At 42.2% G+C, this 16,338-nt stretch carries 22 protein-coding genes; 21 read left to right on the top strand and 1 reads right to left on the bottom strand.

Annotation, left to right across the window (positions count from 1 at the left end; genetic code table 11):
- The first annotated feature begins 29 nt into the window (after nucleotides 1-29).
- The 3 genes from OCI93_RS17080 to OCI93_RS17070 all read left to right on the top strand — a co-directional run bounded on the left by OCI93_RS17080 (nucleotide 30) and on the right by OCI93_RS17070 (nucleotide 3,531).
- Nucleotides 30-1,967 carry an AsmA family protein gene (locus OCI93_RS17080; RefSeq protein WP_261626897.1) on the top strand — a complete coding sequence of 646 codons (1,938 nt, stop codon included), beginning with the start codon at nucleotides 30-32 and terminating at the stop codon, nucleotides 1,965-1,967.
- 71 nt (nucleotides 1,968-2,038) lie between these two features.
- A complete protein-coding gene (locus OCI93_RS17075) occupies nucleotides 2,039-2,875 on the top strand; it encodes a phytanoyl-CoA dioxygenase family protein (protein ID WP_261626896.1) in 837 nt (278 codons plus the stop codon).
- Between the two features lie 158 nt (nucleotides 2,876-3,033).
- The gene (locus OCI93_RS17070) at nucleotides 3,034-3,531 is read left to right on the top strand and encodes a hypothetical protein (protein ID WP_261626895.1); all 498 of its coding nucleotides are present in this window, start codon (nucleotides 3,034-3,036) and stop codon (nucleotides 3,529-3,531) included.
- 9 nt (nucleotides 3,532-3,540) lie between these two features.
- Here the strand turns inward: OCI93_RS17070 and OCI93_RS17065 are convergent, their stop codons facing one another.
- Nucleotides 3,541-6,099: a serine/threonine-protein kinase gene (locus OCI93_RS17065; RefSeq protein WP_261626894.1), complete on the bottom strand. Its 2,559-nt coding sequence runs from the start codon at nucleotides 6,097-6,099 to the stop codon at nucleotides 3,541-3,543.
- 149 nt (nucleotides 6,100-6,248) lie between these two features.
- On the opposite strand from OCI93_RS17065, the gene OCI93_RS17060 reads away from it, so the two are divergent.
- The 18 genes from OCI93_RS17060 to rplQ all read left to right on the top strand — a co-directional run bounded on the left by OCI93_RS17060 (nucleotide 6,249) and on the right by rplQ (nucleotide 15,856).
- The gene (locus OCI93_RS17060) at nucleotides 6,249-7,106 is read left to right on the top strand and encodes a polysaccharide deacetylase family protein (RefSeq protein WP_261626893.1); all 858 of its coding nucleotides are present in this window, start codon (nucleotides 6,249-6,251) and stop codon (nucleotides 7,104-7,106) included.
- Nucleotides 7,107-7,377: 271 nt separating this feature from the next.
- Nucleotides 7,378-7,746, top strand: a complete 369-nt coding sequence (rplN, locus tag OCI93_RS17055) for a 50S ribosomal protein L14 (protein ID WP_261594622.1) — start codon at nucleotides 7,378-7,380, stop codon at nucleotides 7,744-7,746.
- A 10-nt stretch (nucleotides 7,747-7,756) separates the two neighbouring features.
- A complete protein-coding gene (gene rplX / locus OCI93_RS17050; protein WP_261594621.1) occupies nucleotides 7,757-8,071 on the top strand; it encodes a 50S ribosomal protein L24 in 315 nt (104 codons plus the stop codon).
- Nucleotides 8,072-8,086: 15 nt separating this feature from the next.
- Complete coding sequence (gene rplE, locus OCI93_RS17045) at nucleotides 8,087-8,626, top strand: 50S ribosomal protein L5 (RefSeq protein ID WP_261594620.1); 540 nt, start codon at nucleotides 8,087-8,089, stop codon at nucleotides 8,624-8,626.
- Between the two features lie 10 nt (nucleotides 8,627-8,636).
- Nucleotides 8,637-8,942 (top strand): 30S ribosomal protein S14, encoded by a 306-nt coding sequence (gene rpsN, locus OCI93_RS17040; protein ID WP_261594619.1) that lies wholly within the window; start codon nucleotides 8,637-8,639, stop codon nucleotides 8,940-8,942.
- A 20-nt stretch (nucleotides 8,943-8,962) separates the two neighbouring features.
- The gene (gene rpsH / locus OCI93_RS17035; RefSeq protein ID WP_261594618.1) at nucleotides 8,963-9,355 is read left to right on the top strand and encodes a 30S ribosomal protein S8; all 393 of its coding nucleotides are present in this window, start codon (nucleotides 8,963-8,965) and stop codon (nucleotides 9,353-9,355) included.
- An 11-nt stretch (nucleotides 9,356-9,366) separates the two neighbouring features.
- Nucleotides 9,367-9,897 carry a 50S ribosomal protein L6 gene (gene rplF / locus OCI93_RS17030; RefSeq protein ID WP_261594617.1) on the top strand — a complete coding sequence of 177 codons (531 nt, stop codon included), beginning with the start codon at nucleotides 9,367-9,369 and terminating at the stop codon, nucleotides 9,895-9,897.
- A 9-nt stretch (nucleotides 9,898-9,906) separates the two neighbouring features.
- On the top strand, nucleotides 9,907-10,257 hold the full coding sequence (gene rplR / locus OCI93_RS17025; RefSeq protein ID WP_261594616.1) for a 50S ribosomal protein L18: 351 nt from the start codon (nucleotides 9,907-9,909) through the stop codon (nucleotides 10,255-10,257).
- Between the two features lie 9 nt (nucleotides 10,258-10,266).
- Nucleotides 10,267-10,773 carry a 30S ribosomal protein S5 gene (gene rpsE, locus OCI93_RS17020; RefSeq protein ID WP_261594615.1) on the top strand — a complete coding sequence of 169 codons (507 nt, stop codon included), beginning with the start codon at nucleotides 10,267-10,269 and terminating at the stop codon, nucleotides 10,771-10,773.
- 6 nt (nucleotides 10,774-10,779) lie between these two features.
- Nucleotides 10,780-10,962: a 50S ribosomal protein L30 gene (gene rpmD, locus OCI93_RS17015; protein ID WP_016710201.1), complete on the top strand. Its 183-nt coding sequence runs from the start codon at nucleotides 10,780-10,782 to the stop codon at nucleotides 10,960-10,962.
- A gap of 5 nt (nucleotides 10,963-10,967) precedes the next feature.
- Nucleotides 10,968-11,402, top strand: coding sequence for a 50S ribosomal protein L15 (gene rplO, locus OCI93_RS17010; protein ID WP_261594614.1), 435 nt, complete (start codon nucleotides 10,968-10,970; stop codon nucleotides 11,400-11,402).
- Between the two features lie 12 nt (nucleotides 11,403-11,414).
- Nucleotides 11,415-12,743 carry a preprotein translocase subunit SecY gene (gene secY, locus OCI93_RS17005; RefSeq protein WP_261594613.1) on the top strand — a complete coding sequence of 443 codons (1,329 nt, stop codon included), beginning with the start codon at nucleotides 11,415-11,417 and terminating at the stop codon, nucleotides 12,741-12,743.
- A gap of 23 nt (nucleotides 12,744-12,766) precedes the next feature.
- Nucleotides 12,767-12,880, top strand: a complete 114-nt coding sequence (gene rpmJ / locus OCI93_RS17000; protein WP_002959476.1) for a 50S ribosomal protein L36 — start codon at nucleotides 12,767-12,769, stop codon at nucleotides 12,878-12,880.
- 129 nt (nucleotides 12,881-13,009) lie between these two features.
- Entirely contained in the window at nucleotides 13,010-13,366 is a 357-nt protein-coding gene (gene rpsM / locus OCI93_RS16995; RefSeq protein ID WP_261594612.1) for a 30S ribosomal protein S13, read from the top strand.
- 13 nt (nucleotides 13,367-13,379) lie between these two features.
- The gene (rpsK, locus tag OCI93_RS16990) at nucleotides 13,380-13,766 is read left to right on the top strand and encodes a 30S ribosomal protein S11 (RefSeq protein ID WP_010363724.1); all 387 of its coding nucleotides are present in this window, start codon (nucleotides 13,380-13,382) and stop codon (nucleotides 13,764-13,766) included.
- Nucleotides 13,767-13,787: 21 nt separating this feature from the next.
- On the top strand, nucleotides 13,788-14,408 hold the full coding sequence (gene rpsD, locus OCI93_RS16985) for a 30S ribosomal protein S4 (protein ID WP_171628000.1): 621 nt from the start codon (nucleotides 13,788-13,790) through the stop codon (nucleotides 14,406-14,408).
- Nucleotides 14,409-14,432: 24 nt separating this feature from the next.
- Nucleotides 14,433-15,419, top strand: a complete 987-nt coding sequence (locus OCI93_RS16980) for a DNA-directed RNA polymerase subunit alpha (RefSeq protein ID WP_261594611.1) — start codon at nucleotides 14,433-14,435, stop codon at nucleotides 15,417-15,419.
- Between the two features lie 38 nt (nucleotides 15,420-15,457).
- Nucleotides 15,458-15,856 carry a 50S ribosomal protein L17 gene (rplQ, locus tag OCI93_RS16975; protein WP_261594610.1) on the top strand — a complete coding sequence of 133 codons (399 nt, stop codon included), beginning with the start codon at nucleotides 15,458-15,460 and terminating at the stop codon, nucleotides 15,854-15,856.
- Nucleotides 15,857-16,338 lie beyond the last annotated feature (482 nt).

Here is a 16,338-nt window from a genome sequence, read left to right as displayed (position 1 = left end):
GCTTCAGCCATGAATCATTAAGGAATGTTATGAAAACCGCGATAAAGGTATTGGGTGGAACAATTCTGGTATTAGTTGGTGTAGTACTTGCTGCACCATTTTTAATTCCTACTGAACGTATTATAAGTGAGCTCTCTGAGCAAGTTGAATTAAATACAGGTAGAAAACTACAGATCTTAGGGCAAAGCGAGTTGTCAGTGCTGCCAAGCTTAAAAATAGAACTCAATGATGTACACTTTGCCAATATGTCTTCAGGCAGTCGAGAAGACATGGTGAGCATGCAAGCCCTTGAAGTTCACATTCCTTGGTTATCAGTATTTAGTGGCGAAGCTAAGCTTGAGAAGTTTGTTATTCGCCAGCCTGATATTTTATTAGAAACCAATCAACAGGGCGTGCCTAATTGGCAAATACTGCCTACACAGCCATCAAAAACAGACTCGCAAACAGAACAAAATAAAGAGACAACCTCTTTACCCACTAACTTTGATGTAAAGTTAGGGGAGGTGGCTATTTATGGCGGTACATTTACCTATGCCGATGGCCAAACAGGTGTAAAGCATCAGCTGAGTGATGTGGAGGTGACGGTGCAGTTACCTTCATTACGTGACACCTTGGCAATTGCGGGGTCTATTACCTATCAAAAACAAGTGTTTGAACTTAACACGATGTTAGCAACACCAGAAAAGCTCATTAGCGGCAACCCGTTTACGGTAACACAAACACTTAACTCAGCCTTAGTTGATATGACCTTTACAGGAAAAGTGGCACAAGGTGGCAAAGATATCCAAGGTGAACTTACACTCAAAGGTGGTTCAGTAAAAGCCATAGCACAATGGCAGGGTGTGGACCTAAAAGCAAAAGAGAATGCATTTAATGGCTTTGAAGTGAACGGCAGTATGCGTTTTTCAGGGCAAACATTCACACTTGAAAAGCTAGTCGCCAAACTAGATAAATTATCGATTGCAGGTCAAAGTGAGTTACAGCTAGGTAATCGTTTAAACGTGCAAGCGAATGTAGACTTAGGTATGTTGGATTTAAATCCTTACTTACCCGAACCTATAGAGCAATCTAAAGCACCAGTAGAGCCGCAACAAGCGCAACCTATTGTATGGGATGATACAACCATTGATTTATCTGCTTTAAAGTCGCTAGATGCAAATATAGTTGTTCGTTCAACAGGCCTTAAAGCGCGTGAGATAAAACTGGGTGAAAACCAGTTATCATTCAAGCTGAACAACGGTGTGGCAAATATTGGTTTAGATAAGTTCAATGCTTATGAGGGAACAGGCAAGGGCACGGTTACACTCAATACCAGTCGCACGCCTTACAAAGTAAAGACCCAGTTTGCGCTTGATAGCATCAATGCTGAACCGCTGTTAACTGATGCGGTAGGTTTTGACAAAGTATTAGGCAAAGGCAGTATAAATTGGGATTTAACCACGACAGGGCAAAGTCAAAAAGCATTTGTATCAGCGCTTGGCGGAAAACTGGCATTTAATTTAAAAGATGGTGGCGTTAAAGGTGCTAACATTGCTGAAATGACCCGTAAAGCCAAAGAAATGCTCAAAGGCGACTTTTCATCCTTAAAAGAAGGCTTAAACGCCGATTATAACCCCGAGCAAAAAACCGACTTTTCATCTTTAACGGGGAGCATGATTTTTACCAATGGCGTTGGCGTTAATACTGATCTGTATTTAGCAAGCCCGCTTATTCGTATTACGGGTGAAGGGGATGTAGACTTACCGCAAACTAATGTGAACTACCGTTTAGTGACAGGCATTGTTGATACCATTGAAGGCCAAGCCAGCACCGATGACAGCACTGGATTTAAAGTACCACTGCGTATCAAAGGTCCATTCCATAAAGTGGATGTGAACATTGATGTAGGTGGCGCGGCTAAAGACAAAGCCAAAGATAAATTAAAGGATAAATTAAAAGATAAGCTCAAAGGGCTATTTGGTGGTTAGGCTTTAGCGGTTTGGTTGGTGTTGGGGGCTTCAGTTTTTGTTTCCCCCTTTAGTAGATAGGGAAGTTAAACATGACACAAACACAGCAATGGTATGTAGATTTCCATAATCAGGGTTATGGCGTCATTAAACAAGCGTTGAGTGCTTCTTTACTTAATCAATTGCAACAACTGAGTTTGCAAGTGATGGAGAACACAACAGCGCTCGCTGATAACGAACAGCAATTAGAGCGAATTGCGGTTGGGCAATACCAAGGTACACGTTTTGTGTCTCGCGTGAATGATTTATTTTTATTTGCGCCACAGTTTATTGATTTGTTAGTACAGCCTAACATCATCCAAATTGCTGAACATATTATCGGTGAACCCGTGCTACCTATCTATGAGTCGCTGTTAGTTAAGCATCCATGGGATAATGCTTTTGATTGGCACCGAGATGTTAATACCAATACCACTGATACCATACTCACCGTGGGGGTGTATCTTGATGATGCCTATGCGGAACAAGGTGCACTCAAAGTACTTGCAGGCTCTCACTTAAATACCAAAACGGTGTGTAACTATAAGCGAGATTTAACCAGCGGCCATATTAAGGCCCACCATGTGGATGTAAAAGCCGCAGAGGTGGTATTTCATCATGCCAGAACCATTCATGGCTCTAATAAACAAAAAAGCGATAGCCAACGCAGAACAATTTATTTTGAGTTTAGGGGCCTATCTCATATCCACAATAATCCAAACTTTCCAAAGAGGTGGGTTCAGCAAAGGCAAGCCTTAGTTGATACAGTAAAAAATGCAGCTCAAGAGCGGCGCTATGATCAGGCAATACCCAGTCACTTTTATGATTGTAAAATAATTATTGATGCTGCTGAGTATTGTTTTGAGCCTGATTGTGTTGCTGATAAATGAACACTTAAGCTTCACTATTGAGTATACTTGCAGTTCGCCCCGAAAAATGCTGTTTATTGTTTATAATGCATTAAAATAGCTGTAATTTGATGTAATCGTATTTGCGTACTTAATATGGTTATATGACTTATCTCCTCACATAAACGAAGGAAACTCGCATGGACCAAACAAACACATATCACTATACAGTGAAACCTGATGCAACAGGTGAAGATTGGCAGATTACCCAACAGACAAATTCAAATGGTGACACGCTAAATATACAACTTAACAATGGCGACCAAGCGGTTTTAATTTATACGCTTGCGTCAGAAAGTCAGGGTGAATGGAAGTTCACTGAAAACGGCACCTTATTTACTGAAGCTCAAGATAACTTCAATTACAACCTTACGAGTAATGTATCAGCGGATAAGAACGCTGTGACAGTGATTATTGAAGCAGTTAGCTTGGATCACACATTAAGTGCTGATGACATAAAGCGCTTAATGACCGAGCCACAGGCAATGAGCTTTACCCTAGAGCCTTTGGGTGAAGCGACCATTGATTTTCGTTTAGTGGTTGAGCAAAAGACCGATAGCAATAATTCACTTGAACCAGTTAAGCGTTATTTTTCGCAAGATCCTAAAGTGGTAATTGGAGGCACTCAGCCAAGATAAAAATTATATTTAATTGACACAGAGACGTTCTGAGTTCTCTGTGCCAATTAGTTGTGTGAGTTTTGCCCTATGCTGACAAAGGTTTGTAAACCAAGGCAAAGTGAAAAAGTTTTTACTCCATCCTTCATTGATACTTTCTTCAACTGCTAATAATGCTGACTGATGTTCGCCTAGCGTTGTCAATATTAAAGCCTTAACAAACTTAAGATCATAGTTGTTCGGGTTCGTAGTTTCTATTTCTTTGAGCAGTCTTAAAGCTTCAAACTCAAGTCCAGAATGAAGTAATGCTTGGGCTCTAACGAGAAGGAAATCGGAATTATCCGACTCATGTGTTAAATCGAGAACCTCTTTATAAAGCTGCTCAGCTTTTTCAGTTTTACCTAAATATGAAAGACTGTCAGCGAAATTGATTATATAGCTTACATTCTCAGTGTTTAAGAGATAAGCCTGTTTTGCACTTTCTTCTGATTTTTGAAAACTCCCAACAAGTGCATAAGCGATAGAAAGGTTTGTCAGTGCTTGAGAGGCATTTGGAGAGTATGAAAGCAACTTGTTATATGCTTCTATTGCTTTTTGAGGTGAGTCGTTTAAAAGCGAAATATCAGCATATGCTTGCAGTGCCCAGTAGTCATCTGGAGCCGCATCTATTACTAGATTCAAATAGGTTAGTGCAGTTGAGTAATCACCATTTAGTAAATAAATAATGGCCGTGTTTCGTGTTATTTGTAGCGTAGGCCTTAGTTGGTAAGCTTTAAGAGTGTTATCGAGAGCGTCTTGGTAGAGGGCTCTTTCTCTGTAATAATTAGCTTTGATACTATATAGCTCATATGGTTCCATAGATGAGCTTTCTAATGAGTTAATTAGATTTTCAGCCTGTTTCCAGTCTTTTAATGCTTGATATACAAGAATAAGGCTAAGCGTATAGTCAGGGCTTGCTCTGTAGTTACTAGGTGCGTTTTCCAATATGTCTAAAAAGTCTAGCAGTTGTGCTGAATTTGAACTGACGCGATGAGTTTCAATTACAACACGGCGATACAAACTATATAAGGGGGTGAAGTTTGGAGCGAGTCGTATTAGTGTACGTATTTGGCTAAGGCTTTGTTCTAAATCTTGAACTCCAGTATCAAATATCTGCACTAGCTCGACATACTCATCAAAAAACTCTTCACTCATCTCATCATGCTGAGCCTCTTGCGAAAATAACCCACTCACATGATTCAAACTATTCCTATATGCTTCACTAAAACTCTCCGCATCAACACTATAACGTGTAGACTTGATCATAGTAGCCTTACCACCATCTATCGCATTCAATATCACTTCACAAATCGACCCGCGACACGATAGTTTGGGTTCTAATAAAATATTCGCACCCAGCGCTTTGCTTAAACTTGCCAACGATGTTTCTTCACCCATTAACTTAATCGCGCTTTCCACTTCGGAGTTAGACACTTGCAAGGTGCTACTATCTTGCAAAATAAAGTTACTAATCGCATCGTCTAGGCCCAGTTTAACAATGCGTTGTTGGGTATCCGTCAGCGACGATTGCTCATCATATTTAATTGGCAGTGCGGCAATATAGGTTTTGGGCTTGTTTACTTGCCAATACCAAATACCGCTGCCAATTAAACCGACCACAAAAAGGATAAATGAAAAGAAAGCCAGCAATTTACCTTTCGCTTTTTTTGGATTAGTGAGGTTTACGCTACTTATTTCAACGGTAGGATCGCTATTGTCGTAGCTCACCGTCATAATAATTTGTTTAAGCTGCATGGCAACTTCATCAGCGCTATTGGGGCGTAAGTCTTTATTAAATTGCAGTAAGCGATCGAGCAGTGTAATTAAAGCACTAGGTAGTTCAATGATAGCGCGAGCACTATTTTCAAGTGGGGTAAATTTAATTTGTTCTGCAATGGCTATATCGCTATCTTCGAGAGCTTGAGGGCGGTACGGGTGAGTACCAGCGAGCAATTGATAAGCTAACAAACCAAAAGAAAACAAGTCACTACGTTGATCAAGAGGCTCTTCACGCAGTTGCTCAGGAGACATAGAGGTTAAGCTGCCAAAACTCGACATATTGGCAAGCTCTTGCTCACCTTTTAGCTGAGATATACCAAAGTCGGCTATTTTAGCGCGGCCTTGGTCATCGACTAATATATTGGCGGGTTTTAAGTCTAAATGTAAAATCTGTTGTTTATGCGCAGCTTCTAGCCCTTGTGCAATATCAATCAAAACTGACAACTTTTGCTCTAAATCGAGGTGACGTTCTTTTGAAAAGTTGTATAAAGTGCTCCCTTGTACGTATTCCATTTCTAACACAAGGCAATCGTCAATTTCGCGTACATTATAAATTTGTACGATATTTGGGTGATTTAGCTTGGCAAGCAAGCGGGCTTCATCCAGCAGGCTTTGGCTGTGCTGGTTTTTATTATTTAACACTTTGAGCGCAACTTTACGACCTAGCGTTGTATCTGTCGCCAAAAAGACGGAACTCATACCGCCTTGGCCAATAGGTAAAACGTTTTGATAATGGGTGCTTAGGTCGATCACTGCAAACTCAAATTCCAACTTTATTCTTACTTTTCAGTTTATAGGGATGTACGCAGGTTGAGAACCTCTAATTACATAAAAAGTGTGATTAATTTTATTTAATTGCGGCAGTATTTAAGTCATGGTTTACTAATTTTTGAGTAAATTTGTTCACCAAGGAGGAACAAATGAAGAGCCGGTTAAAAAATGCTTTGCTACTGACGCTTACACTGGGTTTGGTTGGCTGCAATAGCGTAGAAGTTGAATCACAAGCAAAAGCAACGCAACAATTCCCCAAGAACAATGACCAAGCATGGCAATATCCTAACCAAGCGCGCAATGCCATTAGCATTACCTTTGACGACGCTAGAGCGAGCCAACTCGATGTAGGCATGCCAATTTTAGACAAATATAATGTTAAAGTGACCTTTTATGTAATGCCCGAACCTGTGCGGGCGAGGCTGGCCGATTGGCAAGGGGTTGCTAACAATGGTCATGAAATTGGCAATCATACACAAAGCCATTTATGCACGGGTAACTTCCAATGGCTAAGAGCTATGGGTAAAGGCTTAGAGCAAGTTGATTTAACGTGGATGCGTGATGATATTGAAAAGACCAATCAGTTTATTGAAAGTAATTTAGGCGTGCCCCCACGCTCATTCGCCTACCCTTGTGGTAATACCTTTGTTGGTCGAGGGAGCGAGGTGCAAAGTTACGTACCACTAATTGCTGAGCTATTTATCACGGGTCGTACTTGGCTTGATGAAACGGCAAATAATGCAAACTACACCGATTTTGCCCAACTTACAGGTATTCGCATTGATGGTATGACGTTTGAGCAAATAAAAGCCACGCTAGAGGCAATGCGCTTTAGCCAAAGCTGGATTATTTTAGCCGGGCATGAAGTGGGGTCAAAAGGTAAATATACAATTGACCGCGATGCACTTGACGCTTTGATTGTGTATTTAAAAGACCCAAGCAATGGTTACTGGTTAGATACGGTAGATAATGTAGCAAACTTTATTGATAAGCAAAGAGCAGAGTAAAATAACTTGGGTGCTTTTTAAACAATTGACGTTAAAAGAGACTTTTGTCTTGAATTAACTAACTTAGGCCCACACATAGTAAAACTGTACCTGCTGTAACGATTGCGTTTACTAAATTAATTAAAAATTGAACTATCCATAACCAATCTTTGCTGGTACAATTGCCCGCCCTTGAAAGACAAAGAACACGTTTTTTGAGTGGAATATAATCTAAATGCTTTGATTTTAAACAAAATTCAAGCGAGTTATTACTACACCGGAGCTCATTAATATGATCCAAATGCAAACTCAGCTGGACGTTGCTGATAACAGCGGCGCTCGCAAAGTGCAGTGTATTAAAGTCCTTGGTGGTTCGCACCGTCGCTACGCGGCTGTTGGTGACATCATTAAAGTTTCTGTTAAAGAAGCTATTCCTCGCGGTAAAGTGAAGAAAGGTGATGTTAAAAACGCGGTAGTTGTGCGTACTAGAAAAGGCGTTCGTCGTCCGGACGGTTCTTTGATCCGTTTCGATAGCAATGCGGCTGTTATCTTAAATGATAACTTACAGCCTATTGGTACTCGTATTTTCGGCCCTGTGACGCGTGAACTTCGTACTGAAAAGTTCATGAAAATCGTTTCACTAGCCCCAGAAGTACTATAAGGAGTCTATCATGGCAGCAAAAATCCGTCGTGATGACGAAGTAATCGTACTAGCCGGTAAAGACAAAGGTAAGCGCGGAAAAGTGCTTTCAGTTGTAACAGAAGCTGGTCGAGTATTTGTCGAAGGCATTAACTTAATCAAGAAGCACCAAAAGCCTGTACCTCAGTTACAGCAAGCTGGCGGTATTGTTGAGAAAGAAGCGTCAATCGACGTATCAAACGTTGCGATCTTCAACCAGGAAACTGGTAAAGCAGATCGTGTAGGTTTCAAGATTGAAGACGGTAAGAAATTACGTATCTTCAAATCTACTGGTAAAACTATCTAATAGTTGGAGTAGACGATGGCGAAACTGCATGAAGTATATAAAGACAAAGTAGTTTCTGAACTTCAAGAGAAGTTTGGTTTCAGCTCTGTCATGCAAGTCCCTCAGATCGAAAAGATCACATTAAACATGGGCGTGGGCGAAGCCCTAGCTGACAAGAAAATTCTAGAGAACGCAGTTAACGATCTAGAAGCAATCTCTGGTCAGAAAGCACTTATCACGAAAGCACGCAAATCAGTTGCTGGCTTTAAAATTCGTGAAGGCTACCCAATTGGTTGTAAAGTAACCCTACGCGGTGAGCGTATGTGGGATTTCCTTGAGCGTTTAGTCTCAATTGCAATGCCACGTATTCGTGATTTCCGCGGTGTTAGCGCAAAGTCTTTTGACGGTCGCGGTAACTACTCTATGGGCGTACGTGAGCAAATCATCTTCCCAGAAATCGATTATGATAAAGTTGACCGCGTTCGCGGTATGGACATCACAATCACAACTTCTGCGAAAACTGATGAGGAAGGCCGTGCGTTGTTAGAAGCGTTTAACTTCCCATTTAAGAAATAAGGGTAGGGTTATGGCAAAGAATTCTATGAAAGCGCGCGAAGCAAAGCGCACTAAACTTGTTGCTCAGTACGCTGAAAAGCGCGCAGCACTAAAAGCTATCATCAGCGATGTTAATACATCTGAAGATGATCGTTGGGATGCGGTATTAAAGCTTCAAAGCTTACCGCGTGATTCAAGCCCTGCACGTCAACGTAATCGTTGTAACATCACGGGCCGCCCACATGGTTTCCTTCGTAAATTCGGCATGAGCCGTATTAAAGTTCGCGAAGCAGCTATGCGCGGTGAAATTCCTGGCCTTAAAAAGGCTTCTTGGTAATAGAATCACGGGAGTAAGACATGAGCTTGCAAGATCCTATTGCGGATTTGTTCACACGTATCCGTAACGGTCAGACTGCGAAGAAGGTTGCTGTAGCAATGCCAACTTCAAAGCTGAAAGTAGCTGTAGCTAAGGTACTTAAAGACGAAGGTTATATCACTGACTTCGCAGTATCTGGCGACGTAAAACCAGAATTGACTATCGAATTAAAGTACTTCGAAGGCAAAGCTGTTATTGAAAACATCCAGCGTGTTAGCCGCCCTGGTCTACGTATCTATAAGAAACGTGATGCATTACCTAAGGTAATGGGTGGTCTAGGTATCGCTATCGTATCAACTTCTCAAGGCTTGATGACAGACCGCGCAGCACGTAGTGCAGGCGTTGGTGGTGAAATCATTGGCTTTGTAGCTTAATCGGAGGAACTATGTCTCGTATAGCGAAGGCTCCAATTACAGTTCCTGCCGGTGTAGAAGTTACAATTAAAGGCCAGGACATCACAGTTAAAGGCAAAAATGGTGAGTTGTCTCGTACTATCAACGACGCAGTTGAAGTAACTCTTACTGACAGCGTGATCACAACGACACCTCGTGACGTTGCGAACGCGTGGGCACAAGCAGGTACTGCTCGTGCACTTATCAACAACATGATTGTTGGTACGCATGAAGGTTATGAGAAAAAACTTCAGCTAGTTGGTGTTGGTTACCGTGCGGCTGTTAAGGGTAAAGTTTTAGACTTAACTCTTGGCTTCTCTCACCCAGTGAACTTCGATATCCCTGAAGGGGTTACTATCGAAGCTCCAAGCCAAACTGAACTTGTAGTTAAAGGCGCTGACAAACAACTAGTTGGTCAAACTGCTGCTAACATCCGTGCATACCGTGAGCCAGAACCTTATAAAGGTAAAGGTGTACGTTACGCTGATGAGCATGTGCGTCGTAAAGAAGCTAAGAAGAAGTAAGGTAAGACGATGGATAAAAAAACAGCTCGTCTACGTCGTGCTAAACGCACCCGTAGAAATTTTATTGAACAAGGCACTACGCGCCTTGTTATCCACCGCACGCCACGTCACATCTATGCTCAGGTTGTTAATGCTGAGGGTGGTGTACTGGCTGCTGCTTCTACTGTTGAAAAAGCGATTAGCGAAACAGTTACAGGTACAAGCAACGTTGCTGCAGCGCAAGCTGTAGGTAAAGCGGTTGCTGAACGTGCAGCTGACAAAGGCATTGAAAAAATTGCTTTTGATCGCAGTGGCTTTAAATATCACGGCCGTGTGAAGGCGCTAGCTGATGCTGCGCGTGAAGCCGGTTTGCAATTCTAGGAGTAGACAATGGCTAACGTAGAAGCAAAGCAACAACAGCCTGATTTAGCAGAAAAGCTAATTGCGGTAAACCGTGTGTCTAAAGTAGTTAAAGGTGGTCGTATCTTTAGCTTCACAGCACTAACAGTAGTTGGTGATGGCGCAGGTAAAGTAGGTTTTGGTTACGGTAAAGCACGTGAAGTTCCAGCTGCTATTCAAAAAGCAATGGAAAAAGCGCGTCGTAACATGATCAATGTAGATCTTAACGGTAACACATTGCAACACCCTATCAAGGGTCGCCATGCAGGTTCACAAGTGTTCATGAAACCAGCCTCTGAAGGTACTGGTATCATCGCAGGTGGTGCAATGCGTGCAGTATTAGAAGTAACGGGTGTTCAAAACGTTCTTTCTAAATGTTACGGTTCAACAAACCCAATCAACGTTGTACGTGCAACAATTGCTGCTCTAGAGAATATGAATTCTCCAGAAGGTATTGCTGCGAAACGTGGTTTAACTGTTGAACAGATTCAGGGGTAATTAACCATGGCTAATAAAACTGTAAAAGTTACTCAAGTAAAGAGCTCTATCGGTCGTTTACCGAAGCATAAAGCGACTTTACGTGGCCTTGGTTTACGTCGTATCAATCACACTGTTGAGTTGGAAGACACAGCATGTGTACGTGGTATGATCAACCAAGTTTCTTACATGGTTAAGGTTGAGGGGTAATTCGAATGCATTTGAATACACTTTCTCCTGCTGCAGGTTCAAAAACTACTGCTAAACGTGTTGGTCGTGGTATCGGTTCTGGTCTTGGTAAGACTGGTGGTCGTGGTCACAAAGGTCAAAAGTCACGTTCTGGCGGTAAAGTACGCGTTGGTTTTGAAGGCGGTCAAATGCCTATGCAACGTCGTCTACCTAAGTTTGGTTTCACTTCACGTAAATCTTTAGTATCTACAGAAGTAAACCTTTACGAAATCGCTAAAGTTGAAGGCGATGTGGTAGACCTAAACGCGTTACAAGCAGCTGGTCTAGTTAAAAAGAACGTTCTGTTCGTTAAAGTTGTTAAATCTGGCGAAGTTTCACGCGCAGTTACCGTTAAAGGCATGAAAGTGTCTAAAGGTGCTCGCGAGGCTATCGAAGCTGCCGGAGGCAAGGTAGAAGACTAAGGAAGTACACTAATGGCTAAACCAGGTCAAGATATGCAAAGTGCACAAAGTGGGCTTGCGGAACTGAAGCGTCGATTACTTTTTGTATTGGGTGCTATCATTATTTACCGTCTAGGTTCATTCGTGCCGATCCCTGGGATTGATGCCGCTGTACTTGCCGAATTCTTCGAGCAACAAAAGGGCACCATTGTTGAAATGTTCAACATGTTCAGCGGTGGTGCGCTTGAGCGTGCTTCGGTACTGGCACTCGGTATTATGCCTTATATATCGGCTTCAATTATTATGCAGCTATTAACGCACATACATCCTGCGATGATAGAGCTTAAAAAAGAAGGCGAGCAAGGGCGTAAGAAAATTAGTCAGTACACGCGTTATGGTACGCTTGTGCTTGCTACATTCCAGTCAATAGGTATTGCCACTGGCTTACCAAGCATGATGAACGGGTTAGTTGTTAACCCCGGTTTTGGTTTCTATTTCACCGCAGTGGTGAGCTTAGTAACTGGTACTATGTTCTTGATGTGGCTGGGCGAACAAATTACAGAACGAGGTATTGGTAACGGTATCTCAGTACTGATTTTTGTGGGTATTGTAGCTAACCTGCCGTCTGCGATTGGTTCGACAGCTGAAATGGCGCGCCAAGGTGATCTGAATGTTCTTGTACTGTTGTTGATTGCGGTAATCGTATTCGCAGTTACTTATCTTGTAGTCTTCTTTGAACGTGGGCAACGACGTATTGTCGTTAACTACGCTAAACGTCAACAAGGTCGTCAAGTATTTGCTGCTCAAAGCACGCATTTACCATTGAAAGTAAACATGGCGGGTGTTATTCCACCAATCTTTGCTAGCAGTATAATTTTGTTCCCTGGTACAATTGCAAGCTGGTTCGGCCAAGGTGAAGGTCCGGTCGCTGATGTGCTACAAGCTATCTCTGCAGTGTTGACTCCTGGTCAACCTCTGTATGCGATGGTGTTAGCTGCGGCTATTATCTTCTTCTGCTTCTTCTACACTGCGTTGGTATTTAACCCGCGTGAGACAGCAGATAACCTGAAAAAATCTGGCGCTTTTATTCCAGGCATTCGTCCAGGTGAGCAGACATCTAAATACATTGATAAAGTGATGACACGCCTGACATTGGCAGGTGCTTTGTATATAACCTTTATCTGTCTGGTGCCCGAGTTTATGACGATGGCGTGGCAAACGCCATTCTACTTCGGCGGTACATCAATTTTGATTATCGTTGTTGTTATCATGGACTTTATGGCACAAGTACAGACTCATATGATGTCACATCAGTATGATTCTGTGCTGAAAAAAGCAAACCTTAAAGGCTATGGTCGATAAGGTTATTTTCACGGAGTTGAGCAATGAAAGTACGTGCTTCCGTTAAGAAAATTTGCCGTAACTGTAAAGTTATCAAGCGTGCTGGTGTAGTACGTGTGATATGCAGTGAGCCTAAGCACAAGCAAAGGCAAGGCTAATAAAAGTCATGCAGGCTAAGTAAAATTTTACTTAGCCTGTGTTTTTGAATGTGATCCGATCTTCGTTTGAGTATCCTTGCGGGCTTTTCAAACACATGGGAATCGGATCTAAATATAGGAGATGTGTTAGTGGCCCGTATCGCTGGCATTAACGTCCCTGATCATAAGCATGCAGTTATTGGTTTAACTAGCATCTATGGTGTAGGTAAAACTCGCGCTAAGGCTATCTTAGCAGCGACAGGTATCGCCGAGAATACAAAAATCGGTGAACTTTCAGACGAAACACTTGACGTACTTCGTGAAGAAGTTGGCAAGTACACTGTCGAAGGTGATCTTCGTCGTGAAGTGACTTTAAACATCAAGCGTCTTATGGACCTTGGATGTTTCCGTGGCTTACGTCATCGTCGTTCGTTACCACTACGTGGTCAACGTACTAAGACTAACGCGCGTACTCGTAAGGGTCCTCGCAAGCCTATCAAAAGATAAGGTGAGGTAAGTTATGGCTAAAGCACCAATTCGTCGTAAAAAGGTCAAAAAACAAGTTGTTGATGGTATGGCTCATGTTCATGCATCATTCAACAATACAATCGTAACCATTACTGACCGTCAAGGTAATGCTCTTTCTTGGGCGACTGCAGGTGGTTCTGGTTTCCGTGGTTCACGTAAGTCTACTCCGTTCGCTGCACAGGTTGCTGCTGAGCGTGCAGGTACTGCTGCTCAAGAGTATGGTCTTAAGAATCTTGAAGTGTTCATTAAAGGTCCAGGTCCAGGCCGTGAGTCTGCTGTACGTGCATTGAATGCTGCGGGTTACCGTATCACAAACATCACTGACGTGACGCCAATCCCTCATAATGGTTGTCGTCCACCGAAGAAACGTCGCGTTTAACAATAGGTTAGGAGAAAGAACATGGCAAGATATTTGGGCCCTAAGCTCAAGCTGAGTCGTCGTGAAGGTACTGACCTGTTCCTTAAGAGCGGCGTAAGAGCTATCGACTCAAAGTGTAAACTTGAGACTGCACCTGGTCAGCACGGCGCTCGTAAAGGTCGTCTATCTGATTACGGTTTACAATTACGTGAAAAGCAAAAAGTACGTCGTATTTACGGTGTATTAGAAAAGCAATTCCGTAACTATTATAAAGAAGCTGCTCGCCTTAAAGGTAACACAGGTGAAAATCTATTACAGCTTCTAGAGCAACGTTTAGACAATGTTGTATATCGCATGGGTTTTGCAAGCACACGTGCTGAAGCACGTCAGTTAGTAAGCCACAAAGCGATTATGGTTAATGGTCGTGTTGTTAATATCCCTTCTTTCGTAGTTACTCCTGAAGATGTAGTAGTAATTCGTGAGAAGTCTAAAAAACAAGCGCGTATCATCGCTGCTCTAGAGTTGGCTGAGCAACGTGAAAAGCCAACTTGGATTGAAGTTGACGGTAAGAAAATGGAAGGTAGCTTCAAGCGCCTACCTGAGCGTTCTGATCTGTCTGCGGACATTAACGAACAATTAATCGTCGAACTTTACTCGAAGTAAAGTTAAGAGTTAAGAGAGGATAAAATGCAGGGTTCTGTAACCGAATTCCTAAAGCCAAGGTTAGTCGATATCGACGCTATCAACCCAACGCGTTCTAAAGTAGTTTTAGAGCCATTAGAGCGTGGTTTTGGCCACACTTTGGGTAACGCTTTACGCCGTATACTGTTGTCATCTATGCCAGGATGTGCAGTAACTGAAGTTGAAATCGACGGTGTATTGCATGAGTACAGCGCGAAAGAAGGCGTTCAAGAAGACATCATTGAAATTTTGTTGAATCTAAAAGGTTTAGCGGTATCTCTAGAAGGTAAAGATGAAGTTTTTCTGACCCTGACTAAGTCTGGTGTAGGCCCTGTGACTGCGGCAGATATCCAGCACGACGGAGATGTTACAATCGCCAATCCAGATCACGTTATTTGCCATTTAACGGCAGGTAACAGCGAGATCAGCATGCGTATTCGTGTTGAACGCGGTCGTGGTTATGTGCCAGCGTCTAGCCGTTTATCCTCTGATGACGATGAGCGTCCAATTGGTCGTTTGCTGCTTGATGCATCATTCAGTCCAGTTGAGCGTATTGCGTACTCGGTTGAGTCAGCCCGTGTTGAACAACGTACAGATTTAGACAAGTTAATCATTGATATGGAAACAAACGGTACTTTAGATCCAGAAGAAGCGATCCGCCGTGCGTCTACTATCTTAGCTGAGCAATTAGATGCATTCGTAGATTTACGTGATGTTTCTGAGCCAGAAGAGAAAGAAGAGAAGCCAGAATTCGATCCTATTCTGCTTCGTCCAGTTGATGATCTTGAGCTAACAGTACGTTCAGCAAACTGTTTGAAAGCCGAGCAAATTCAATATATCGGTGACTTAGTACAGCGTACTGAAGTTGAGCTTCTGAAAACACCAAATCTTGGTAAGAAGTCTCTAACTGAAATCAAAGATGTACTAGCTTCACGTGGTCTATCTCTAGGTATGCGCCTAGAAAATTGGCCACCGGCAAGCTTAGCTGAATAAGCTAAGTTACTATATTATTTAGTTAGAAGGATAGGGTCATGCGCCATCGTAAGAGTGGTCGTCAATTAAACCGTAACAGCAGCCATCGCAAAGCGATGTTCAGCAACATGGCTGGTTCTTTGGTGAAGCACGAAATCATCAAAACAACTTTGCCTAAAGCGAAAGAGTTGCGCCGTGTAATTGAACCTTTAATCACACTGGCTAAGACTGATAGCGTTGCAAACCGTCGTTTAGCGTTTGCTCGCACACGTGATAAAGAAGTAGTTGGTAAATTATTCAGCGAAATCGGTCCTCGTTTTGAGGGTCGTCCAGGTGGTTACACTCGTATTCTTAAGTGTGGCTTCCGTGCTGGTGATAATGCACCAATGGCTTATGTTGAGCTTCTAGACCGTCCAGTTGCGGAAGAAACTCAAGAAGACGTGCAGTCTGCAGAGTAAGTCTTATTATAAGACACAAAAAAAGCCGAGCTATTGCTCGGCTTTTTTCTTTCCTAAGTTTTTTGTTGCGTTAACTTACTTCAATAGCATCGTTATCACTTAATGTAGAGCATTTCACTGTTCTTTTAACTTAGCTTATAGAGTTTTTTATTTATAAAGTAAAAGTTAATGAACTTAACGCAAGTTTTCTGCTGCTTTTGTAATGGATATATAGATAAATAACGATTTGTATTGCAGTAAATACGAGCTTTAATGCCTAAAATCCAAAATTAAAGTGCTTTTATTGAGCTTTTAGCGTTATTTTTGTACGAACAACCTGTTTTTGTCACTTTTCTTAAAAAAGCGCTTGCGCTTTTTATTCATCGCCCTATAATGCGACCCCACTGACACGGAGCGCTACGCACAATAAGCAAAGCAAAACGAGTCAGCGTCGAGTAAAACTTAAAATGACTTTTTAGTAAAACAAAAACTTCAAATTAAGT

It is taken from the genome of Pseudoalteromonas holothuriae (assembly GCF_945859825.1).
GTDB lineage: Bacteria > Pseudomonadota > Gammaproteobacteria > Enterobacterales > Alteromonadaceae > Pseudoalteromonas > Pseudoalteromonas holothuriae.
The sequence above is the reverse complement of the archived record's forward strand: the minus strand, read 5'-3'. Positions and strand labels throughout refer to the sequence as shown.